The 20,462-nt window shown below is 49.7% G+C and carries 16 protein-coding genes and 1 pseudogene; 7 read left to right on the top strand and 10 right to left on the bottom strand.

Annotated elements, in window-relative coordinates; all coding sequences use genetic code 11:
- Positions 1-22: 22 nt before the first annotated feature.
- The 3 genes from MPHASIOC01_RS19655 to nagB are packed head-to-tail and all read right to left on the bottom strand — an operon-like array spanning position 23 to position 3,226.
- Positions 23-1,243 carry an N-acetylglucosamine repressor gene (locus MPHASIOC01_RS19655; protein ID WP_064599668.1) on the bottom strand — a complete coding sequence of 407 codons (1,221 nt, stop codon included), beginning with the start codon at positions 1,241-1,243 and terminating at the stop codon, positions 23-25.
- Between the two features lie 7 nt (positions 1,244-1,250).
- On the bottom strand, positions 1,251-2,399 hold the full coding sequence (gene nagA, locus MPHASIOC01_RS19650) for an N-acetylglucosamine-6-phosphate deacetylase (RefSeq protein ID WP_064599669.1): 1,149 nt from the start codon (positions 2,397-2,399) through the stop codon (positions 1,251-1,253).
- A 26-nt stretch (positions 2,400-2,425) separates the two neighbouring features.
- A complete protein-coding gene (gene nagB / locus MPHASIOC01_RS19645; RefSeq protein ID WP_064599671.1) occupies positions 2,426-3,226 on the bottom strand; it encodes a glucosamine-6-phosphate deaminase in 801 nt (266 codons plus the stop codon).
- A gap of 327 nt (positions 3,227-3,553) precedes the next feature.
- On the opposite strand from nagB, the gene nagE reads away from it, so the two are divergent.
- The 5 genes and pseudogenes from nagE to MPHASIOC01_RS19620 all read left to right on the top strand — a co-directional run.
- Complete coding sequence (nagE, locus tag MPHASIOC01_RS19640) at positions 3,554-5,578, top strand: N-acetylglucosamine-specific PTS transporter subunit IIBC (RefSeq protein WP_353613106.1); 2,025 nt, start codon at positions 3,554-3,556, stop codon at positions 5,576-5,578.
- A 176-nt stretch (positions 5,579-5,754) separates the two neighbouring features.
- On the top strand, positions 5,755-7,422 hold the full coding sequence (gene glnS / locus MPHASIOC01_RS19635; protein WP_353613105.1) for a glutamine--tRNA ligase: 1,668 nt from the start codon (positions 5,755-5,757) through the stop codon (positions 7,420-7,422).
- A gap of 286 nt (positions 7,423-7,708) precedes the next feature.
- Positions 7,709-9,583 (top strand): beta-glucoside-specific PTS transporter subunit IIABC, encoded by a 1,875-nt coding sequence (locus MPHASIOC01_RS19630; protein WP_353613104.1) that lies wholly within the window; start codon positions 7,709-7,711, stop codon positions 9,581-9,583.
- 162 nt (positions 9,584-9,745) lie between these two features.
- Positions 9,746-10,750: a LacI family DNA-binding transcriptional regulator gene (locus MPHASIOC01_RS19625; RefSeq protein WP_353613103.1), complete on the top strand. Its 1,005-nt coding sequence runs from the start codon at positions 9,746-9,748 to the stop codon at positions 10,748-10,750.
- A 31-nt stretch (positions 10,751-10,781) separates the two neighbouring features.
- Positions 10,782-11,020, top strand: a pseudogene (locus tag MPHASIOC01_RS19620) (ChiP family protein); the annotation flags it as partial.
- A gap of 204 nt (positions 11,021-11,224) precedes the next feature.
- On the opposite strand, the gene fur reads toward MPHASIOC01_RS19620, so the two are convergent.
- The 4 genes from fur to ybfF form a co-directional block, all read right to left on the bottom strand.
- A complete protein-coding gene (fur, locus tag MPHASIOC01_RS19615) occupies positions 11,225-11,674 on the bottom strand; it encodes a ferric iron uptake transcriptional regulator (RefSeq protein WP_064599680.1) in 450 nt (149 codons plus the stop codon).
- Positions 11,675-11,959: 285 nt separating this feature from the next.
- A complete protein-coding gene (fldA, locus tag MPHASIOC01_RS19610; RefSeq protein WP_064599682.1) occupies positions 11,960-12,490 on the bottom strand; it encodes a flavodoxin FldA in 531 nt (176 codons plus the stop codon).
- 157 nt (positions 12,491-12,647) lie between these two features.
- Positions 12,648-12,938 (bottom strand): LexA regulated protein, encoded by a 291-nt coding sequence (gene ybfE / locus MPHASIOC01_RS19605; protein WP_036110697.1) that lies wholly within the window; start codon positions 12,936-12,938, stop codon positions 12,648-12,650.
- 131 nt (positions 12,939-13,069) lie between these two features.
- Positions 13,070-13,846 (bottom strand): esterase, encoded by a 777-nt coding sequence (gene ybfF, locus MPHASIOC01_RS19600; RefSeq protein WP_353613102.1) that lies wholly within the window; start codon positions 13,844-13,846, stop codon positions 13,070-13,072.
- Between the two features lie 185 nt (positions 13,847-14,031).
- Between ybfF and seqA the strand changes: the two genes are divergently transcribed.
- Entirely contained in the window at positions 14,032-14,583 is a 552-nt protein-coding gene (gene seqA, locus MPHASIOC01_RS19595; protein WP_064599686.1) for a replication initiation negative regulator SeqA, read from the top strand.
- A 24-nt stretch (positions 14,584-14,607) separates the two neighbouring features.
- Positions 14,608-16,251 carry a phosphoglucomutase (alpha-D-glucose-1,6-bisphosphate-dependent) gene (gene pgm, locus MPHASIOC01_RS19590; protein ID WP_353613101.1) on the top strand — a complete coding sequence of 548 codons (1,644 nt, stop codon included), beginning with the start codon at positions 14,608-14,610 and terminating at the stop codon, positions 16,249-16,251.
- Positions 16,252-16,502: 251 nt separating this feature from the next.
- On the opposite strand, the gene kdpE is transcribed toward pgm, so the two are convergent.
- The 3 genes from kdpE to kdpC are packed head-to-tail and all read right to left on the bottom strand — an operon-like array spanning position 16,503 to position 20,456.
- Positions 16,503-17,183, bottom strand: coding sequence for a two-component system response regulator KdpE (gene kdpE / locus MPHASIOC01_RS19585; RefSeq protein WP_064599690.1), 681 nt, complete (start codon positions 17,181-17,183; stop codon positions 16,503-16,505).
- A complete protein-coding gene (kdpD, locus tag MPHASIOC01_RS19580) occupies positions 17,180-19,864 on the bottom strand; it encodes a two-component system sensor histidine kinase KdpD (RefSeq protein ID WP_064599692.1) in 2,685 nt (894 codons plus the stop codon). Before kdpD ends, kdpE begins: the two co-directional genes overlap by 4 nt.
- Positions 19,865-19,877: 13 nt before the next feature.
- Positions 19,878-20,456, bottom strand: coding sequence for a potassium-transporting ATPase subunit KdpC (kdpC, locus tag MPHASIOC01_RS19575; protein ID WP_064599780.1), 579 nt, complete (start codon positions 20,454-20,456; stop codon positions 19,878-19,880).
- Between the last annotated feature and the right edge of the window lie 6 nt (positions 20,457-20,462).

The following is a 20,462-nucleotide window of genomic DNA, read 5'->3' as shown; positions in this document are numbered from 1 at the left end:
CCTGGAACAGACGAAAATCCTGTTAATTTTCCAACAAACGCTGGAGAAGCGCGCCGTTCAGCATAGCGCGTTTAACCAGTGCAAACGCGCCGATCGCTGAGCGGTCATTCAGTTGAGAACGGACTACAGGGAGTTTTGTCCGGAATGCATTCAGTGCCTGAGTGTTGATACAAGCCTGAATGGTTGGCATCAGTATCTTTTCTGCTTCTACCAGTTCACCAGCAATGACGACTTTTTGCGGGTTAAACAGGTTGATGGCAATAGCGATTGCTTTCCCCAGTTGGCGGCCAACATGTTCAATCACTTCTGTCGCCAGTGTGTCGCCTTTGTTGGCGGCCTTACAGATACTGGCAATATCGCAGTCATCAAGGGATAAACGGCTGGGATAGCCTTGCTCAAGACGCTGGCGCACCCGGTTTTCAATAGCAGCGTTTGCAGCGATGGTTTCCAGGCAACCAAAGTTGCCGCAGTGGCAACGCTCACCTAGCGGGTCGACCTGAATATGACCAATTTCACCCACGTTGCCATTGCGGCCAATAAATATCTGCCCGTTAGAGATAATGCCAGCCCCGGTTCCCCGGTGCACACGCACCAAAATGGTGTCATCACAATCCCGGGTTGCGCCAAAATAGTGCTCGGCGAGCGCCAGGCTGCGAATGTCGTGACCGACAAAACAGGTGATATTGAATTTTTTTTCCAGAACGGACACCAGCGGCCACTCGTTGACCGGGAGGTGAGGCATATAGCGCACCACACCTGTATCTGGCTCAACAAGCCCTGGAAGTATCACAGAGATAGCAATTAACTCCCGGATTTTGCGCTGATTATTATTGATAAACGTAGTGAGAGTTTTCAGCAACGCATCTTGTAACGTTTCCTGAGTACGCTCGGGAAGTGGAAAATGTTCTTCAGCCAGTGCGCGGGCACTTAAATCAAATAAAGTCAGTGTGGCATCATGGCGGCCAAGCCTCACCCCAATTGCCTGGAACAGACGTGTTTCAGTAATGATAGAAATGGCACGTCGCCCGCCGGTTGACGCCTGCTGATCGACTTCTTTAATTAACCCGCGCTCAAGTAACTGGCGGGTAATCTTGGTGACACTGGCGGGTGCCAGATGGCTGAGTTCGGCTATCTGAATACGTGATATGGGGCCTGCCTGATCAATCAGACGGTAAACCGCCGCACTATTCAGTTGTTTTACCAAATCCACATTGCCAATTTGTGCTTGTCCGCCAGTTGTCATGCCTTACTTACTCTGCAACGACCTCGTTACCATTAACGATGGTCTTAATAATATGATAATCACGGGTAAACACGGTTAAATTGGCCACTTTGCCCGGCTCAATTGTTCCAAGATGTTTGTCCATGCCAATAGCTCGCGCCGGGTAGAGTGTTGCCATCCGCAGTGCTTCGTCCAGCGCAATGTTAACGTGCTCAACCAGATTGCGTATTCCCTCAATCATAGTCAGTGATGAACCACTCAATGTGCCGTTTTCATCTACGCAGAGCCCGTTACGATAGTATATTGTTTTACCAGCAAAAATGAACTGGTCGATGTTTGCACCTGCTGGTGCGGTTGCATCTGTGACCAGGCATAGCTTGTCTTTTTTCACTTTTTTCGCAGTGCGTATGTTGGCAAAATCAACATGAAGGCCATCGGCAATAACACCGCACCACACATCTTCTTCGTCAAAAATTGCGCCGGTCAGGCCGGGCTCACGCCCAGTGATATAAGGCATTGCGTTAAATAAATGCGTAGCAAAACTAATACCGGCGCGGAATCCTGCTTTGGCTTCGCGCAAAGTGGCATTGGAGTGCCCGGCGGAAACGACAATACCTGCACTGACTAACTGCTTAATAACCTCTGCCGGTACTTTTTCCGGGGCGAGCGTGATTTTGGCAATGACATCAGCATTCTGGCAGAGAAAATCAACCAACTGGCTTTCCGGCAACCGAATGTATTCCGGGTTATGTGTTCCTTTTTTCTTGATATTTAACCAGGGGCCTTCAAGATGCAGACCAAGTGCCTGATTCTGATGTTTGCTCAGATAATCACGCATCACATTAACTCCCTGCATCATCAGGGCGTCACTGCAAGTAATCAGGGTCGGCAGGAAACTGGTACAACCGGACTTTTCGTTGGCGGCTTGCATAATTTCCAGCGTTTTCACACTGACGGCTTCAGCTGTGTCGTTGAACTGTACGCCACCGCAACCGTTGAGCTGCACATCAATAAAACCAGGGGAAATAATGGCGCCGTTCACGCCATGTTGGGCCAGCGTATCGGGCAGTTCGGACACTGGGCAGATACGGTCAATCAGACCATTGGCAATGACCACTGCATGGTCATCGAGAACTTCTCGGCCGGTATAAATCCGGCCCTGGGTTAAAGCGTACATAATTTCCCCCGGTTAATAGCGTGAGCTTAAAGATCTTTAATATTTTCAGCTTCTAATTCATTGAAATATTTCAATGTTTTTACTTTCAATTCCATCGTTGACGGCTCGTCACAAACGATAACAGCTTTAGGATGGAGTTGCAGGCAACTGATTGTCCACATGTGGTTGACATTGCCTTCCACTGCAGCCTGCAATGCCTGGGCTTTTACCTGGCCCAGCGCCAGAATCATGACTTCCTCGGCATCAAGCAATGTGCCTACACCGACAGTGAGCGCATATTTTGGCACCTGGCTGACATCACCACCAAAGAAACGTGAGTTGGCAACCCGGGTTTCGTGTGTCAACGTCTTGATTCTGGTCCGTGAGGCCAGAGAAGATGCCGGCTCATTAAAGGCAATGTGCCCATCGTTACCCACCCCGCCCATGAAAAGGTGGATTTTTCCATAAGCACGGATTTTTTCCTCATATTGACGGCATTCTGCATCAATATCGGGTGCGTTACCATTCAACAGGTTGATATTTTCTTCCGGGATATCAACGTGTTCAAAGAAGTTGCGGTACATAAAACTGTGGTAGCTTTCCGGATGTTCTTTAGGTAAGCCGACATATTCGTCCATATTAAATGTGACTACATGCTTAAAACTAACCTGGCCTGCTTTGTGCATGTCAACAAGTGCTTTATACGCTTCAAGCGGCGTGCCTCCCGTAGGCAGGCCGAGAACAAAAGGGCGTTCAGCGGTAGGTTTAAAGGCATTGATGCGGTTAACGATATGGCGTGCTGCCCATTTGCCAACTTGCTGTGGTGTAGCCAGGGGAATCAGTCTCATTGTTCACCTCATGAAGATAGAAAGAAACAGAAAAGCCGAATTGAGTTGCTCTAAAGTGTAATGCTCCGTCAGTCGAAGAGCGAACAGGGTCAATCCGTCTCGATTTTTCGAATGATAAAATAAGTTTTGGTTTCAGGCCAGTTAAAAGGGAGGTAATAAGAGAATTTTGGTGATTTTTATCACAAATGAGTGTAATTAATTTGCGATGCGAATTATTTTTTCACACACTCAGGATGTAATATCAAAAGCTGTGCAGGTATTTCAGTGCCAGTCAAAATAAAAACAGACAGTTAGATAAGACTTATCGGGTCTTACAAGGGGGAATATGTGAGTGTTTTAGGTTATTTACAACGCGTTGGTCGCGCGCTCATGGTGCCTGTTGCGACCTTGCCTGCCGCGGCAATACTCATGGGGGTTGGCTACTGGATTGACCCGGTTGGTTGGGGAAGTCAAAGTGCGCTGGCGGCGTTCTTCATCAAATCCGGTTCGGCCATCATTGATAATATGTCAGTGCTGTTTGCTATTGGTGTGGCTTACGGTATGTCTAAAGACAAAGATGGTGCGGCTGCACTGACTGGCTTTGTCGGTTTTCTGGTTCTGACAACATTATGTTCACCGGCGGCTGTGTCCCTGATTCAAAAGATTCCTGTCGACCAGGTTCCGGCTGCTTTCGGTAAAATCCAAAACCAGTTTGTTGGTATCCTTGTTGGGATAATTTCTGCTGAACTCTATAACCGCTTCAGTGGCGTTGAACTGCCTAAAGCACTCTCTTTCTTTAGTGGCCGCCGGTTGGTACCCATCCTGACTTCCTTCGTGATGATTGTTGTTGCGTTCATCATGATGTACACATGGCCTATTATTTTTGGTGGCCTGGTTAATTTTGGTGAGCATATCCAGAGACTGGGTTCAGTGGGTGCCGGGATTTACGCTTTCTTTAACCGTTTGTTGATTCCGGTTGGTTTGCATCATGCACTGAACTCCGTGTTCTGGTTCGATGTCGCAGGTATCAACGATATTCCTAATTTCCTTGGTGGCGCTCAGTCTATTGAAGCGGGCAAGGCGATCCCGGGCATTACTGGCCGCTACCAGGCTGGCTTCTTCCCAATCATGATGTTCGGTTTGCCTGGTGCGGCTCTGGCTATTTACCATTGCGCCCGCCCGGAAAACAAAGCAAAAGTGTTAGGGATCATGATGGCGGGGGCGTTTGCAGCCTTCTTTACGGGGATAACTGAACCGTTAGAATTCTCCTTCATGTTCGTTGCGCCTGTGCTGTATGTGATTCACGCTATCCTGACGGGGATTTCTGTTTATATCGCAGCCTCTATGCACTGGATTGCCGGTTTTGGCTTTAGTGCCGGTTTGGTGGATATGGTGCTTTCTTCGCGTAACCCACTGGCTACGCACTGGTACATGCTGATACCTCAGGGGCTGGTGTTCTTCGCTATTTACTATGTGGTGTTCCGTTTCACTATCACCAAATTCAACCTGATGACGCCGGGCCGTGAACTGGCGGTTGCCGGAAGCGAAGCTGATGGTGAAGACACAAATGTCAGCAAAGGTGGTGCATCGAAAGAGCAGAACGCGGCTCAACTTGCCCGCCAGTATATTGCTGCCGTGGGGGGCTCTGATAACCTGACTGCCATTGACGCCTGTATTACGCGGTTACGCCTGAATGTGAAAGACTCTTCTTTGGTTAATGAATCGATGGCGAAACGACTGGGCGCAACCGGTGTGATTCGTCTGAATAAAACCAGCGTGCAGATCATTGTCGGTTTTATCGCAGAGAAAATTGCCAATGCCATGAAAACTACCGGGCACGTTGAAGCCGCACCAGCACCAGCACCAGCACAGAGTGGTGCTAAATTGCAGTCTGTTCCCACTTCAACGGCAGAAACTGTAGTTTCACTGGTATCGCCGGTTACCGGTGCGATTGTTGCTCTTGAGCAGGTGCCAGATGAAGCCTTTGCCAGTAAAGCAGTTGGCGATGGTGTGGCAATTAAACCGACCGACAGTATGGTTGTTGCTCCGGCAGCGGGGACTATTGTGAAAATCTTCAATACCAACCACGCATTCTGCCTGGAAACTGAAGGTGGTGCCGAACTGGTTGTGCATATGGGGATTGATACTGTCGCACTGAACGGTAAAGGTTTCACGCGCCTTGTTGAAGAAGGCGAAACTGTAACTGCCGGGCAACCGGTGCTGCAGTTAGATCTTGATTACCTGAATGCCAATGCCCGCTCCATGATTAGCCCGGTTGTCTGCAGTAATATCGACGACTTCGCTGGCCTGGAATTAAAAGCAGAAGGCCAGGTTATCGCCGGGCAGACTATTTTGTTCGACATTAAAAAGTAATTAATCCCGCCTGATACGTAAATCAACGGCTGAAGGTTTTCTTCAGCCGTTTTTTACGCCTGCAGTAACTACGCAGAGCAATAAATCCAGAATTATTGCAACATAAAGGTTGTTTCCACGCGCCGCTTATTAGATCATTCTCCGTTAAATGATGTTTACGCTTTGAGGACTCTGCGATGAGTGAGGCTGAAGCCCGCCCAACAAATTTTATCCGCCAGATAATCGATGAAGATCTGGCTGCTGGTAAGCATGACCATATTTGCACCCGTTTTCCGCCAGAACCCAACGGTTATTTGCATATCGGCCATGCCAAGTCGATTTGCCTGAATTTTGGTATTGCGCAAGATTACCAGGGGCAATGTAATCTGCGTTTTGACGATACTAACCCGGTTAAAGAAGACATCGAATATGTTGAATCAATCAAACACGATGTGCAGTGGTTAGGCTTCCAGTGGGCTGGTGATGTCCATTACTCATCCGATTACTTTGATCAGTTGTACCAGTATGCGCTGGAATTAATTAACAAAGGCCTGGCCTATGTTGATGAGCTGACTCCGGAACAAATCCGTGAATATCGTGGTACGCTGACAGCGCCCGGGAAAAACAGCCCTTACCGTTCACGTAGTGTTGAAGAGAACCTGGCGTTATTTGAAAAAATGCGTGCTGGTGGGTTCGAGGAAGGCACCGCTTGCCTGCGCGCCAAAATCGATATGGCCTCGCCATTCATGGTGATGCGCGACCCGGTGATTTACCGTATCAAATTTGCAGAACACCATCAGACCGGGAATAAATGGTGCATTTACCCGATGTACGACTTCACCCATTGTATTTCTGATGCGCTGGAAGGTATTACACATTCTCTGTGTACGCTGGAGTTCCAGGATAACCGCCGTTTGTACGACTGGGTGCTGGATAACATTACGATTCCGGCTCACCCGCGCCAGTATGAATTCTCACGCCTGAATCTTGAATATGCGGTTATGTCCAAGCGTAAACTGAATTTACTGGTCACTGAGAAAATTGTTGAAGGTTGGGATGATCCTCGTATGCCAACCATCTCTGGTTTGCGCCGCCGTGGTTATACTCCGGCTTCAGTGAGAGAATTTTGTAAGCGTATCGGTATTACTAAACAGGATAATACCGTGGAGATGGCAGCGCTCGAAGCCTGTATCCGTGAAGACCTGAACGAACATGCGCCTCGGGCAATGGCTGTGATTGATCCCGTAAAAGTGGTCATTGAAAACTACCCGCAAGGGCAGAGTGAAATGATAACCATGGCTAACCATCCGAATAACCCGGATATGGGCAGCCGTGAAGTGGCATTCAGTGGCGAAGTCTTTATCGACCGTGCAGATTTCCGTGAAGAAGCGAATAAGCAATACAAACGCCTGGTGCTGGGTAAAGAAGTGCGCTTGCGTAATGCGTATGTGATTAAAGCCGAGCGTGTTGAGAAAGACGAGGAAGGGAATATCACCACCATTTTCTGCAGTTACGATGCAGACACGCTGAGTAAAGACCCGGCAGATGGGCGCAAGGTGAAAGGGGTTATTCACTGGGTGAGTGCAGCCCATGCATTGCCAGTGGAGATTCGTTTGTATGACCGCCTGTTCAGTGTTGCGAACCCTGGTGGTGCAGATGATTTCCTGTCAACAGTCAATCCGGAATCCCTGGTGATTAAACAAGGCGTGGCAGAGATGAGCCTGAAATCCGCCCAGCCTGGTAAAGCGCTGCAATTTGAGCGTGAAGGTTACTTCTGCCTGGATGAGCGCTACAGCACAACCGAAAAACGGGTATTCAACCGCACTGTTGGGTTGCGTGATACCTGGGCGAAAATCGCTGGTTAATTGTTTGAATCCCCCGGACATTACCGGGTGAGAACTGACCGTAGTCGTGGTGCGCGACTGCGGTTTTTTTTTACCTGTAACAGCCATTTTTTGCACTATCCCCTGAGAGCGTTCCCGCCAGTACGCGTCATTATGCACAGCGGTTAGCACCATAAATTCAACGGATTTATCCATAGCCTGATTCTGTGAGAATTGCCGCAATTCTCTCTGAAACCGGTTGCAGAGGTAGTGCATATTCAGTCAGTCTGAAACCGGTTGCAGAGAGCAAACAAACAAAGGATCAGCTATGGGCACTATCAGAGATTACAGCGCGCTGGCAAACAATATTCTCACTGAAGTTGGTGGGGAAGCGAATCTGGTAAGCTTCTCCCGTTGCGCAACTCGATTACGTTTGGTGTTAAAGGAAGTTCCCGAATCGGCTATTGAGCGGGTAAAAAATCTTACTGGTGTAATTACCGTTGTCCTGAGCGGGGGCCAGTTCCAGGTGGTTATTGGCACTCATGTCGCCGATGTATATCAGGCATTTTCCGGGCTGGTTGACAGCGACACGTTAACCAATGCTACAACAGAGAAAAAACGCCCGCTGGATGCTGTTGTGGCAACGATGTCGGCGGTTTTTGCGCCCGTTATTTACGTGCTGGCCGCTGCGGGTTTGTTGCAAGGGTTGCTTATCATCATCAATTATTTCTCCGCATCCTTTCATACAACAGGCACTTTTGGCGTACTGAATTTTATCTCATGGACACCGTTTGCATTTCTGCCGGTTTTCATTGCGATAACGGCCGCAAAACATTTTAAGTGCAATACCTATATCGCCGTGTTGTGCTGCTGTGCATTAATCAACCCGGACTGGGCAGTTATTGCCGGAAAAATAGCCAGTGGCGAAGGCTTTACTTTCCTCGGTATTCCGTTAGCGAAGACAGTTTATACCTCATCTGTGTTACCGCCGCTGTTTCTGGTTTGGGGGCTGGCGCACCTGGAGCGCCTGGTATTACGAGCTTTACCTGATGTGGTGGCTCCGCTATTCACACCATTAGTTTGTGTTGTTGTTATGGTTCCTTTAACGCTGGTGGTGATTGGGCCTGTGACGGCGGGGCTGGCAAATGGTATTGCACATGGCTATAACTGGCTGTTCAATGCGGCCCCACCACTGGCTGCGGCGGTGATAGGCGGTGTATGGCAGGTTATTGTTATTTTCGGTGTCCATTGGGGGATTACTCCTGTCATCATGGCTAACTTTGATATGTATGGCCGTGACTCTTTCCAGGCGTTCCAGACGATGGCTGTTGTGGCGCAAATGGCTGCAGCCTTTGCCTGTGCGATGAAAACCCGCCAGGCCGCATTCCGTACGGTTTCCTGGTCTGCCGGGTTAACCGGGGTGTTTGGCATTACTGAACCCGCGATTTATGGTGTCACTTTACGCCTGAAAAAACCGTTTATTTGCGGCTGTATCGGTGGGGCTACTGGGGCATGCGTCGCCAGTTTCTTTGGCAGTTATTACTACGCGTATGCCGGGCTCCCGGGGTTGCTGACCATTATGAATGCTATCAGCCCGGAAAACCCCCAGTCGTTCATTGGTGAGCTGGTGGGGCTTGGCGTGACAGTGGCGGTGACTTTCGCTCTGGTGTTTATGGTGAGCTTTACGGAACCGGAAATGCCGGAAAATAAACAAAACGCGCCAGAACCACACGCTAAAGAACATGTGCCCAGTGAACTGGTTTTAAATAGCCCGGTTTCAGGGACGCTGGTTTCCCTGAGCCAGGTTAACGATGAAACCTTTGCCAGCAAGCTGCTGGGTGATGGCATTGCTATTTTACCTGACAACGGCGTCATTGTTGCCCCCTGCGATGGGGAAGTGGCTTCGGTCATTGACTCTCAACATGCTGTCGGGATGCTGTGCGCGAATGGTGCTGAACTACTTATTCATGTGGGCCTTGATACAGTGAAGCTCCAGGGCGCACATTTCACCACGCTGGTTAAAACAGGTGACTATGTGACCGCCGGTACCCCGTTGATTCAGTTCGATAAAGAAAAGGTAATTGAAGCGGGCTATGACATTACGACGCCGGTACTGGTGGTGAACAGCGATGAACATGCTTTGCTATTTCACCAGCAGTCGGGCAGGGTTGATAGCGGTAACCCTTTATTTTCTGTTGCTTAAATACTCGGGGTCCAGCATTACTGGCCCCACTCTTGTTGCCGCAAAATTGAAACGGCACGCGAAACCCATTACAGTCGTGTAGCCCTGAATACATCTGCCAGTTTTCAGGGCTCAGGCTAACCTGCCTTTCAGGCCGTAGATAATTTGGGGAGTCGTTTTTCAATGGTAAAAATGCTGGATGTCGCGAAAGCCGCCGGGGTATCTAAATCTACCGTGTCCCGGGTGTTGAATGGTAAAGACATCGTCAGTGATGAAATTAAACGCCTGGTGTTTAAAGCCATTGAAGAAACTGGCTACCGGCCTAATTTGTTGGCCCAGCAACTGGCGACGCAGAAAACACGGTTAGTGGGTTTTGTGATGACCAATGCTTTATACAATGGCCCTTATTTCTCAACACTAATTTATGGTGCAGCAACCTGGAGCGAACAATACCAGCATCAGCTTATTTTTGCCGATGGTAAGCACTCAGCAGAAGATGAAACGGCGGCTATTGATTACCTGGTGCGCATGAAATGCGCTGGTATTATGGTTTACCCGCAATACCTCACTCCTGATGAACTGGATGCGATTATTGATACCAGCCCGGTTCCTGTTATTGTTCTCAACCGCACATTACCCCGCCATCCTGAATGCGCTATCAGCGTCCTGCACTATCAATGTGCCCGAATGATGATGGCCTTTATTCTGGATATGGGGCACCGCAACATCGCCTGGATAAGCGGCAGGAATGGGTCTCCAACCAATATTATGCGTTATCAGGCGTATTTAGATGCGTTATCTGAACAGGGTCTTACTCCTGAACCTGCTCTGGCAGTGGCCGGTGACTGGAGTATGGAAAGTGGTTATGCCGCTGCACGGCAACTGATTGAGCAGGCAGTTCCCTTTAGCCTGATCCTTGCCGGTAATGATGATATGGCATTAGGGGCCATGAAAGCGCTGCAAGAGGCGGGAATTGCGGTGCCTGGCGATATTTCTGTTGCCGGGTTTGATGATTCGCGCATTGGCGGTTTTGTTTCTCCTGCACTCACCACCATTAAAATCCCCTTGACTGACATGGTCAAACTGGCCGTTGAACGTTTGTTAGGTATCTCACCGCATACAGATAAATCTTGCGTGAGTTTACCCGGTGAACTGGTCATTCGCGATTCAGTAAAGAACCTCAATTAACCTGTCTGGTTGTTTTCACTTTTCTGACTGCAAAACCAATTTGTCTCACACAACAGGGAACACAAATCTGGATTTTCAGTCCGGTTATCTCGCCGAAATGTTCGGCCTGGAGCTTGCGGTTTTTACCGCAATTGAAATGGCGGAGTCCCCTGAAAGCGGTCACTCCAATGAAATTGCTTGTTATCAGGCAATAAAGCATACAAGGAAGACTGGCGCGGCGATAAGAGTGGTATCCGCCTGTGTAAAGCAGCGGCAAAGTTTAAATACGGCTCTGTGTCAGCGGTAATGTGCCGGTGCGCGCTGTGAGCCCGGATGGCAAGCGCGTACCAGCAGGGGCGTTATTGCTAAGTAATGCTGATTCGCTTGTGGGAGATGGAAGCCCTGCCAGCGGAACAAAGCTCACTGACAAAAAAACCAGGTATTAAGCCTGGCTTTTGTTGATGTCACATTACACAGGCTTACGGGTACACCCGATTATTTGGTGCCTTCGTGTGCATGTTCATCATCACGGCAATCGCCTTCAGCGCAATGACCATAGAGGTACAGACTGTGGTTTGTCAGGCGAATACCATGGCTGGTAGCAATTTCACGCTGGCGAGCTTCGATAGAATCATCGCTGAACTCAATAACTTTACCGCAGTCCAGGCAAATCAGATGGTCATGATGGTGCTGCTGCGTCAGTTCGAATACCGATTTGCCGCCTTCGAAGTTATGGCGTGTAACGATACCGGCGTCATCAAACTGATTGAGCACACGATACACGGTAGCAAGACCAATCTCCTCTCCCATGTCAATCAGTCGCTTATATAAATCTTCCGCGCTGACATGGTGATTGTCCGGCTCCTGCAACACTTCCAGGATTTTTAACCGGGGAAGCGTGACTTTCAGGCCTGCCTTCTTTAATGCGGTATTATTGTCAGTCATGCGGAATATGTCCTGTTGCTTGCAAAGTACCCGTGAATGGGCATACGACGTAATACGCTAAAGTTAATGCGTCTCATTATAGGTTTGACACTCCCTAAAGAAAACCGCAAGTCTCCAGCAAAATTGAAAAATAATAATCTGACAGCACTGGCACATTTACCAAAAAAACATGCTGTCAACTGGATCATTGTACAGCGCTAACGTGAAAAAGTTAAAAAAATGTAGCAATTATTTTTATCGGTTTTACCTATCAATCCGGCGCAATATAGTTGCGCCGTTGAATTATCAGGCATTAATAATGCTATCGAGCTGCATTTCTTCAGAAACTTGCTTAACCCATTTTTCAACACGCTCAGCTGTCAACTCTGGCTGACGGTCTTCATCAATAGCCAGGCCGACAAAGTGGTCGTCATCTGCCAAACCCTTCGAGGCTTCAAAATGATACCCGGCAGTTGGCCAGTGGCCGACGATAACCGCACCACGCGGTTCGATAATGTCACGCATTGTGCCAAGGGCGTCACAAAAATATTCGGCGTAATCTTCCTGATCACCGCAACCGAACAGGGCTACCAATTTACCCGTAAAATCAATTTCTTCCAGTGTAGGGAAAAAATCATCCCAGTCACACTGTGCTTCACCGTAATACCAGGTTGGGATACCAAGCAGCAGAATATCAAAGGCTTCAATATCTTCTTTGCTGCTCTTGGCTATGTCGTGCACTTCAGCAACATCTTTACCAAGCTGTTTTTGAATGCTTTTTGCAATGTTTTCAGTGTTGCCGGTGTCGCTGCCGAAAAAAATGCCTACGATCGCCATGAGTTTAATAACCTCTTGAAACTTAATGTTATGGTGGCGTGAGTTTGTCCACAGATAAGGCAATGATAGCAGAACAGCTTCCCATGCGGAAACAGCTATCACTACCGGGTGCACACGCTGCTACATGAAAAGGAAAAACTGGCCGGGAATGCGTGGATTATATATGACCGGGTTTTGTGTTATCTAACTGAGCCATCAACATCTCTTCAATAAGTTCGCTTCGGCTCATGTTACGCACCTGCGCCAGCTCATTCAGCGCATCTACCGCATCGGCATTCAATTTTAATTCCACACGCTTAAGCCCACGAACCTTATCGCGTTTAAGCTGGTTGCGTTTATTAATACGCAATTGTTCGTGACGTGACAGTGGATTTGTTTTCGGGCGACCCGGACGGCGTTCATCCGCGAACAGATCTAATGTCGTACGGTCCGTTTGTTCTTTTGCCATGATTAGAATAGTGAGGAAAACAGGTGGCTTGAGCAACGTGCTCGGGCGCATTACAGCGCGCCATGATACATCAGGCAACATGACGCGCCAACGCGAAAGCCACATTTGCCAGCCAGTCGGCGGCTTTTTAATCAGTTTTGGTCTGCGGGGTTAAGAAAACGGCGAATCGCGCGGATGACTGCATCGGGTTTTTCCGCATGAACCCAATGACCGGCACCTGCAACCACCCAGGCTTTGGCACAAGGAAATTGAGCCAGCAGTGTTTCACGATACTGTTCCTGAATATAAGGTGACTGCCCGCCGCTGATAAAGAGTGCCGGGTGCGGCCATGGCGCGACGGTTTCCCAGCCGACAATATTGCTGTATTGCGCTTTGAGTACCGGGACATTAAAACGCCACTCACCATTAACAAAGGATTTCAGCAAAAACTGAATAACACCTTCCTCATCGATAATGTTACGCATCACGGTTGCTGCATCTTGCCGGGTAGTGACACCGGCTGCATTGACGGCGTCTATAGCGGCAAAAATAGTGTCATGGCGGCGAACGTGATAATCGACCGGGGCTATATCAATAGCGATCAGTTTTTCAACCCGGTTTGGTGCTTGTTGTGTCACCGCCATTGCGGTTTTGCCGCCCATTGAATGGCCGATGAAAATCGCCCGGTCTATATGCTGTTCGTCCAGCGTATCCAGTACATCCTGAGCCATAGCAGGCCAGGTCATGGTGTCGCTGCGTGCAGACAAGCCATGGTTGCGTAAGTCTATTTGCAGTACGTCGTGGTCCTTCACAAGGTCTCTTGCCAGAACCCCCAAATTGTCCAGCGTACCGAATAATCCATGGATAAGCACAATCGGTGGATTGTTAGTCATTTGTTGAGCAGATTGCAGGCGAGCGTGTAATTTCATAGAAAACTTCTTTTTTTCGCTGTCTCAGGAATAGAGTATTATGTTGGCTATTCTGCCATCCGGCTGCAAGGGTTACAGTTAATTCTGACTTTTGACACCATCCCGGGTTGATGCTATTCGCCATTGGGTTTTGACTCTATAATCCCAATGATTTGTATTCAGAAAAGATATGTAACTGGATTAAAATGAAAACGATTGAAGTTGATGACGAGCTGTATCGCTACATTGCGAGCCACACACTGCATATTGGTGAAAGCGCGTCAGACATTTTGCGGCGTATGCTGAAACTCTCTTCTGGTCAGCAACCTGTTGCGCTGTCCTCTTCTACAATTTCAACGAACAGCAGTGTTCCTGTTTCACGTATTGAAAAAGCGCCAGAAAAACCGAAAGATAAAGTACGGGCAATGCGTGAATTACTGCTGTCAGATGAATATGCGGAGCAAAAGAAAGCGGTTAACCGCTTCATGCTGGTGCTTTCAACGCTCTACTCTCTGGATTCTTCCACATTTGCTCAGGCAACGGAGTCTTTACATGGGCGCACCCGGGTGTATTTTGCGGTTAATGAGCAAACCTTATTGAAGAATGGTAATCAGACTAAACCTAAGCAAGTTCCCGATACCCCTTATTGGGTTATCACGAATACCAATACGGGCCGCAAACGTAGCATGGTCGAGCATATTATGCAGTCGATGCAGTTCCCGGCAGAATTGATTGAAAAGGTTTGCGGCACTATTTAACGCTTGTGACAAAAAGGACCAGCAATGGCTAACCATCCTCGAGCAGGGCAACCTGCGCAGCAGAGTGATTTGATTAATGTCGCTCAACTGACCGCTCAGTATTATGTACTGAAACCTGTGTCAGGTAATCCAGAGCACGCGGTGAAGTTTGGTACGTCAGGCCACCGGGGTAGTGCCGGTCGCCATAGTTTCAATGAAAGCCATATTCTTGCCATCGCCCAGGCGATTGCAGAAAACCGTGCCCAGAACGGTATTACCGGGCCGTGTTATGTCGGTAAAGATACGCATGCGCTTTCTGAACCAGCATTTATTTCTGTTCTGGAAGTGCTGGCCGCCAACGGTGTGGATGTCATTGTTCAGCAGGATAACGGTTTCACTCCGACGCCTGCTGTTTCCAACGCGATTCTGGTTCATAACAAGCAAGGTGGCCCGCTGGCTGATGGTATTGTGATTACGCCATCGCATAACCCACCAGAAGATGGTGGTATCAAATATAACCCACCTAATGGTGGCCCGGCAGACACCGGTGTAACAAAACTCATTGAAGAACGTGCCAATGCGTTATTAGCAACAGGCCTTGCGGGTATTAAGCGCGTGGCTCTGGATGAAGCGCTGGCAAGTGGGCATGTCCAGGAAGTTGATCTTGTTCAGGCGTACATTGAAGGCCTGGCCGATATCATTGATATGGCCGCTATTCAAAAAGCAGGCCTGAAACTGGGAGTGGATCCACTGGGTGGTTCCGGCATTGAATACTGGAAACGTATTGCTGAGCATTACAAACTGAATCTGACTCTGGTTAATGATCAGGTTGATCAAACGTTCCGCTTTATGCACCTGGATAAAGACGGAGTGATCCGCATGGACTGCTCTTCTGAATGCGCCATGGCCGGTCTGCTGGCACTGCGTGATAAATTTGATCTGGCATTTGCGAATGACCCGGATTATGACCGTCACGGTATTGTTACCCCAGTTGGGTTGATGAATCCAAACCATTACCTTGCTGTCGCCATTAATTATTTATTCCAGCATCGTCCGCAATGGGGTAGTGATGTCGCTGTGGGTAAAACCCTGGTTTCTTCAGCCATGATTGACCGGGTTGTGGATGCCCTTGGCCGTAAGTTGGTGGAAGTGCCGGTTGGGTTTAAATGGTTTGTTGACGGTTTGTTTGATGGCAGTTTTGGTTTTGGTGGGGAAGAGAGCGCCGGAGCGTCGTTCCTGCGTTTCGATGGTACGCCATGGTCAACTGATAAAGACGGAATCATCATGTGCCTGCTGGCTGCGGAAATTACAGCAGTGACGGGGAAAAACCCGCAACAACATTATGATGAGCTGGCTGCGCGTTTTGGTGCGCCAAGCTATAACCGCCTGCAGGCGTCTGCCACTTCTGCGCAAAAAGCTGCGTTATCCCGTTTGTCACCGGAAATGGTTAGTGCCAGTACACTTGCCGGGGATGAAATCACTGCCCGTGTGACGACAGCGCCTGGCAATGGTGCTGCAATTGGTGGCCTGAAAGTCATGACTAAAAACGGCTGGTTTGCCGCGCGTCCGTCAGGTACGGAAGACGCTTATAAAATTTACTGTGAAAGTTTCCTGGGTGCGGAGCACCGTAAACAGATAGAAACAGAAGCGGTGGAAATTGTGAGTGCGGTACTGAGCAGTGCTCAATAATGTCAGTCAGAAAGAGAAACTGCCAGTTTCTCTTTCCTGAATAAGTCAAAAAGAGCGCCAGCGGCGCTCAGATTGATGAAAAAGAAGGAAAAAGCGTGATTTTTTCCTTCTTTTTAGTTAGCAGCCGAAAATCAATGAATTGATTTTCCTGGTTTTTATTGGGTGACATCCTCTCGTTCTGTGCGGACATGAGGTTTGTCATCAGACTTAAAGAGCGCCAGTGGCGCTCTTTAAGTCTGATGCAAGCTGCGTTAATTCAGCATAAAACGGTAACCAATACCGGTTTCAGTTAACAGATGGCGCGGGCGTGCGGGGTCAGTCTCCAGTTTCTGGCGCAGATGCCCCATATAAATGCGCAGGTAGTGGCTGTGCTCGACAGCATTTGGCCCCCACACCTGGTTGAGTAACTGGCGTTGAGTCAGCACTTTGCCATGATGGCGCAGCAGTACAGCCAGCAAACGAAATTCAATGGGTGTCAGGTGAATATCGGCTTCATTACGGCAAATACGCCGGGCTGCGAGATCAACCTGAATGTCACCAAAGGTGTACAGGCTGTTCTCCTCCTCATTGCCAGAAGTGCGGCGCAGGGCCACACGCAAACGAGCCTGGAGTTCCCCAATGCCAAAGGGCTTACTCAGGTAGTCATCTGCTCCGGCATCCAGTGCGGCGATTTTATCCTGCTCATCACTGCGAGCCGAAAGCACAATAATGGGAATCTGGCTCCACTGGCGTACATCGCGAATAAAATCCAGCCCGTCGCCATCAGGCAGACCCAGATCGAGAATAACCAGGTCAGGCTTTCGTGTCGCTGTTTCAATGAGCCCGCGCTGTAATGTGTCTGCTTCAAAAATGCGTACATTTTCATCTTCCAGCGCATTGCGTAGAAAACGACGAATTGCCTGTTCATCTTCGACAACAACAATAGTAGTCACATCACCTCGTCAGTTTCATCAAGCCCCGGAGGGGTAAGGTGGGGCAGGCGGATATGAAAACTGGCACCGCCCTCAGTACGGTTCTCAGCATAAATCTCACCGTCATGGACATCAACAATTGCCTGACAAATTGCCAGGCCAAGCCCGACACCTGGGATGGCGGATTCTTTGGTGCCGCGGGCAAATTTTTCAAAAATTGTGGTCTCCTGGCCGGGAGGAATACCGGGGCCGGTATCCCAAACCTCCAGGTCAATGATGGATTCATCACTGCGAACAGTAATCCCAACCTGTGCCTGATTGCCTGCGTATTTCACAGCATTTTCCAGCAGATTAATCAGTACACGTTCAAACAATGTTCCGTCCACATGAATTAACAGTAAGGGGTCGGGCAGGTTGAGATGGATTTCACGCCCCCCCGTTATCGGATCCAGTTGCTGGAGAGCACCACCAATTAACTCTTCCACTGGGATCCAGGCCCGGTGCAAATTAAACCCACCGGACTGGATCCGTGCCATGTCCAGCAGGTTATTCACCAGACGAGTGGTATTAAGCACTTGCTGGCGAATTTCATTTGCCTGCGGAGCATGTTGTGAGCCTTCAGAAGCCAGGTCGAGGGTTAAAATTTCCGCCTGGCCGAACAACACAGTTAACGGCGTGCGCAAATCGTGGGAGAGTGCTGCCAGCAGCGTATTACGAATGCGTTCCCGTTCCCCGGCAACCCGTGCCTGTTCTTCACTGACCATCAGATTCAGGTGATCCAGTGCTGAGGTGACCAACAGCAGTGCTGTTTCGAGCAATCGCTTCTGTTCGGGTATCATTAGCTGGCGCAAATTATCGGGCATGATAACCATCAGCCCCAGCGTTTTCCCTTGTGTGCGCAGAGGGTGAATCTGCCAGAGTACGCCTGGCAGTGTGTCGGTGCCCGCGCCAGCAGGGTGCCCGTTATCAAAGCTCCAGCGCGCAATCGCGTCATCCCACCACACTGGTGTGCCTTGATCACTCACTGGCCGCAGTTGCCCCTGGTTGTCAGGGAGTAATAATTGCGCATCGGCCTGGAAACTTTGGCGGATAAACTGCTGGCTGGTGAGCGCTATCTCTTGAGTGTTTCGGGTGACGGCGAGGGCGCGTGAAATTTCATACAGATGATGTGTGCGCTGCTCCCGGTGGCGGGCCACGCGTGCCTGGTAACGGGCACCTGCGGTCAGGGTGCCAATTAATAACCCGACAGCCATCATTACAGCGAAAGTGAGCAGGTACTGGACATCAGAGACAGCGAAGGTCCCACGGGGCTCAATGAAAAACAGGTCAAAGCAGGCAACATTGATTACTGTGGCGAACACCGAAGGGCCACGCCCGTATAACAATGCGACAACGACAACTCCAAACAGGTAGATCATTACCATATTGGCGGTATCCAGGCCCAGTAACCACAGGCTGGCAAAGAGCGTTATCACAAAACAAAATAATGCCGCGACAGCACATCCCAGTAGCTGTACTCGCCATTTTTCAAAAAAACGGCGCGTGTCGGGCATATTGCCGGTCGGGTCAGGGCGGTCATCCATAGCGACGACAATTAAGTCGAGGTCAGGCCCATGTTGCGCCAGTTTGTCGGCAAAGGAACGTGCAGGCCAGTAGCGTTTCCCCTGGCGGCGGCCAGTGATAACCTTGCCCAGATTATGTTCACGGGCATAGCGTACAATGGCATTGATTTCCTGAGGGGCAGACAACGTCGCTGTAGTTGCGCCTAATTCTTGTGCCAGGCTCAGTGCAGAGAGAATGGCCCGCCGCCTGGATTCATTCAACCGGTGTAAACGGGGGGTTTCGACATACACCGCATGCCAGGAACACCCCATCCTTGCTGCCATTCTGGCGGCGGTACGTACCAGTTTTTCATTGCCACTACGGGCGCCAATACACAGTAAAATGGCATCACGGGTGTGCCAGACTTTGCCTGGCTGTTGGATTCCCCGCCAGTCCTGCATTTGCCCATCGACCCGGTCGGCTGTGCGCCGTAATGCCAGTTCCCTGAGCGCGATAAGATTCCCGGTACGGAAGAAATGCTCAATGGCACGCTCTGCCTGGCCTGGGATATAGACTTTGCCCTCACGTAACCGCTGGCGTAAATCTTCTGCCGGCAGATCAACCAAAACCACATCACTGGCATTATCAAAAATAGGGTCGGGGACGGTTTCTCTTACCTGAACGCCAGTTACGGCACCAACTATGTCATTCAGGCTTTCCAGGTGCTGTACATTGAGTGTGGTAAAAACATCAATACCGGCATCCAGTAATTCCTCGACATCCTGCCAGCGCCGCGGGTGGCGTGAGCCTGGTGCATTACTGTGGGCGAGTTCATCAACCAGAACCAGAGCCGGGTGGCGTGCCAGGGCACCGTCCAGGTCGAATTCTTCCAGTACCCGCCCTCGGTGCCCATGCCGCCTGGGAGGCAGAAAAACCAGGCCTTCTGTTAGCCTGGCGGTTTCTTCGCGCCCGTGGGTTTCAACAACACCAACAACCACATCCAGCCCTTGTTCGTACAACCGGCGTGCTTCCTGCAACATGGCCCATGTTTTACCCACGCCAGCACAGGCGCCGAAAAAAATGCGTAGTTTACCCCGCTCCGGGAGATTAACTTGCGCAATTAAACGGTCCGGGTCAGGGCGTAGTGGTTCCTGGTGCATGGATATTCCTTAATTAGTTTGACTGCCGGTAACTGTCCAGAGCCTGATTCAGCGATAACACATTCACAACGGGTTCACCAATGAAACCGGGTACTGGGTAGTGCGTTGCCTGTTCGACCAGAGTAGTTAACACACTCTTCGGAATATGGCGCGCGGCAGCAATACGTGGAATTTGCCACAAAGCAGCCTCGGGAGGAAGTTGCCCGTCAAGGCCGCTGCCCGACGCAGTAAGTAAAGCGACGGGAATGGGGCCAGTGGCTTGTGGGTTATTGTGCCGGAGTGACTGTGCTCGCCTGGTTAACTCTTGTGTTAACAGTGGGTTACCGACAGAAAGATTACTACCGCCGGAAGCCATCGGGTTATAAGGGAACTCTGCGGTAGCAGAAGGCCGGCCGTGAAAATACCCGGCCTGAGTAAATTCCTGCCCTATCAGCGCAGAGCCACGAACTTGTCCCTGTATTTCAACACGAGAGCCCATGGCTTGCCATGGAAACCACCATTGCCCAAGCACTGTGGTGATGAAGGGGTAGACACCACCAGTCAGTACAGTCAGAACAAGTAACAGCGAAATAGCAGAACGCAACGGAGACATATTCAC

It is taken from the genome of Mangrovibacter phragmitis, from assembly GCF_040429585.1.
GTDB classification, from domain to species: domain Bacteria; phylum Pseudomonadota; class Gammaproteobacteria; order Enterobacterales; family Enterobacteriaceae; genus Mangrovibacter; species Mangrovibacter phragmitis.
The sequence above is the reverse complement of the archived record's forward strand: the minus strand, read 5'-3'. Positions and strand labels throughout refer to the sequence as shown.

Excerpts from the sequence above, each read along its gene's own strand:
- nagB (WP_064599671.1), bottom strand. The coding sequence starts at position 3,226 with ATGAGACTGATTCCCCTGGCTACACCACAGCAAGTTGGCAAATGGGCA.
- fur (WP_064599680.1), bottom strand. The coding sequence starts at position 11,674 with ATGACTGACAATAATACCGCATTAAAGAAGGCAGGCCTGAAAGTCACG.
- ybfE (WP_036110697.1), bottom strand. The coding sequence starts at position 12,938 with ATGGCAAAAGAACAAACGGACCGTACGACATTAGATCTGTTCGCGGAT.
- glnS (WP_353613105.1), top strand. The coding sequence starts at position 5,755 with ATGAGTGAGGCTGAAGCCCGCCCAACAAATTTTATCCGCCAGATAATC.
- pgm (WP_353613101.1), top strand. The coding sequence starts at position 14,608 with ATGGCTAACCATCCTCGAGCAGGGCAACCTGCGCAGCAGAGTGATTTG.
- kdpD (WP_064599692.1), bottom strand. The coding sequence starts at position 19,864 with ATGCACCAGGAACCACTACGCCCTGACCCGGACCGTTTAATTGCGCAA.
- nagA (WP_064599669.1), bottom strand. The coding sequence starts at position 2,399 with ATGTACGCTTTAACCCAGGGCCGGATTTATACCGGCCGAGAAGTTCTC.
- MPHASIOC01_RS19625 (WP_353613103.1), top strand. The coding sequence starts at position 9,746 with ATGGTAAAAATGCTGGATGTCGCGAAAGCCGCCGGGGTATCTAAATCT.
- kdpC (WP_064599780.1), bottom strand. The coding sequence starts at position 20,456 with ATGTCTCCGTTGCGTTCTGCTATTTCGCTGTTACTTGTTCTGACTGTA.
- seqA (WP_064599686.1), top strand. The coding sequence starts at position 14,032 with ATGAAAACGATTGAAGTTGATGACGAGCTGTATCGCTACATTGCGAGC.
- ybfF (WP_353613102.1), bottom strand. The coding sequence starts at position 13,846 with ATGAAATTACACGCTCGCCTGCAATCTGCTCAACAAATGACTAACAAT.
- fldA (WP_064599682.1), bottom strand. The coding sequence starts at position 12,490 with ATGGCGATCGTAGGCATTTTTTTCGGCAGCGACACCGGCAACACTGAA.
- MPHASIOC01_RS19655 (WP_064599668.1), bottom strand. The coding sequence starts at position 1,243 with ATGACAACTGGCGGACAAGCACAAATTGGCAATGTGGATTTGGTAAAA.
- MPHASIOC01_RS19630 (WP_353613104.1), top strand. The coding sequence starts at position 7,709 with ATGGGCACTATCAGAGATTACAGCGCGCTGGCAAACAATATTCTCACT.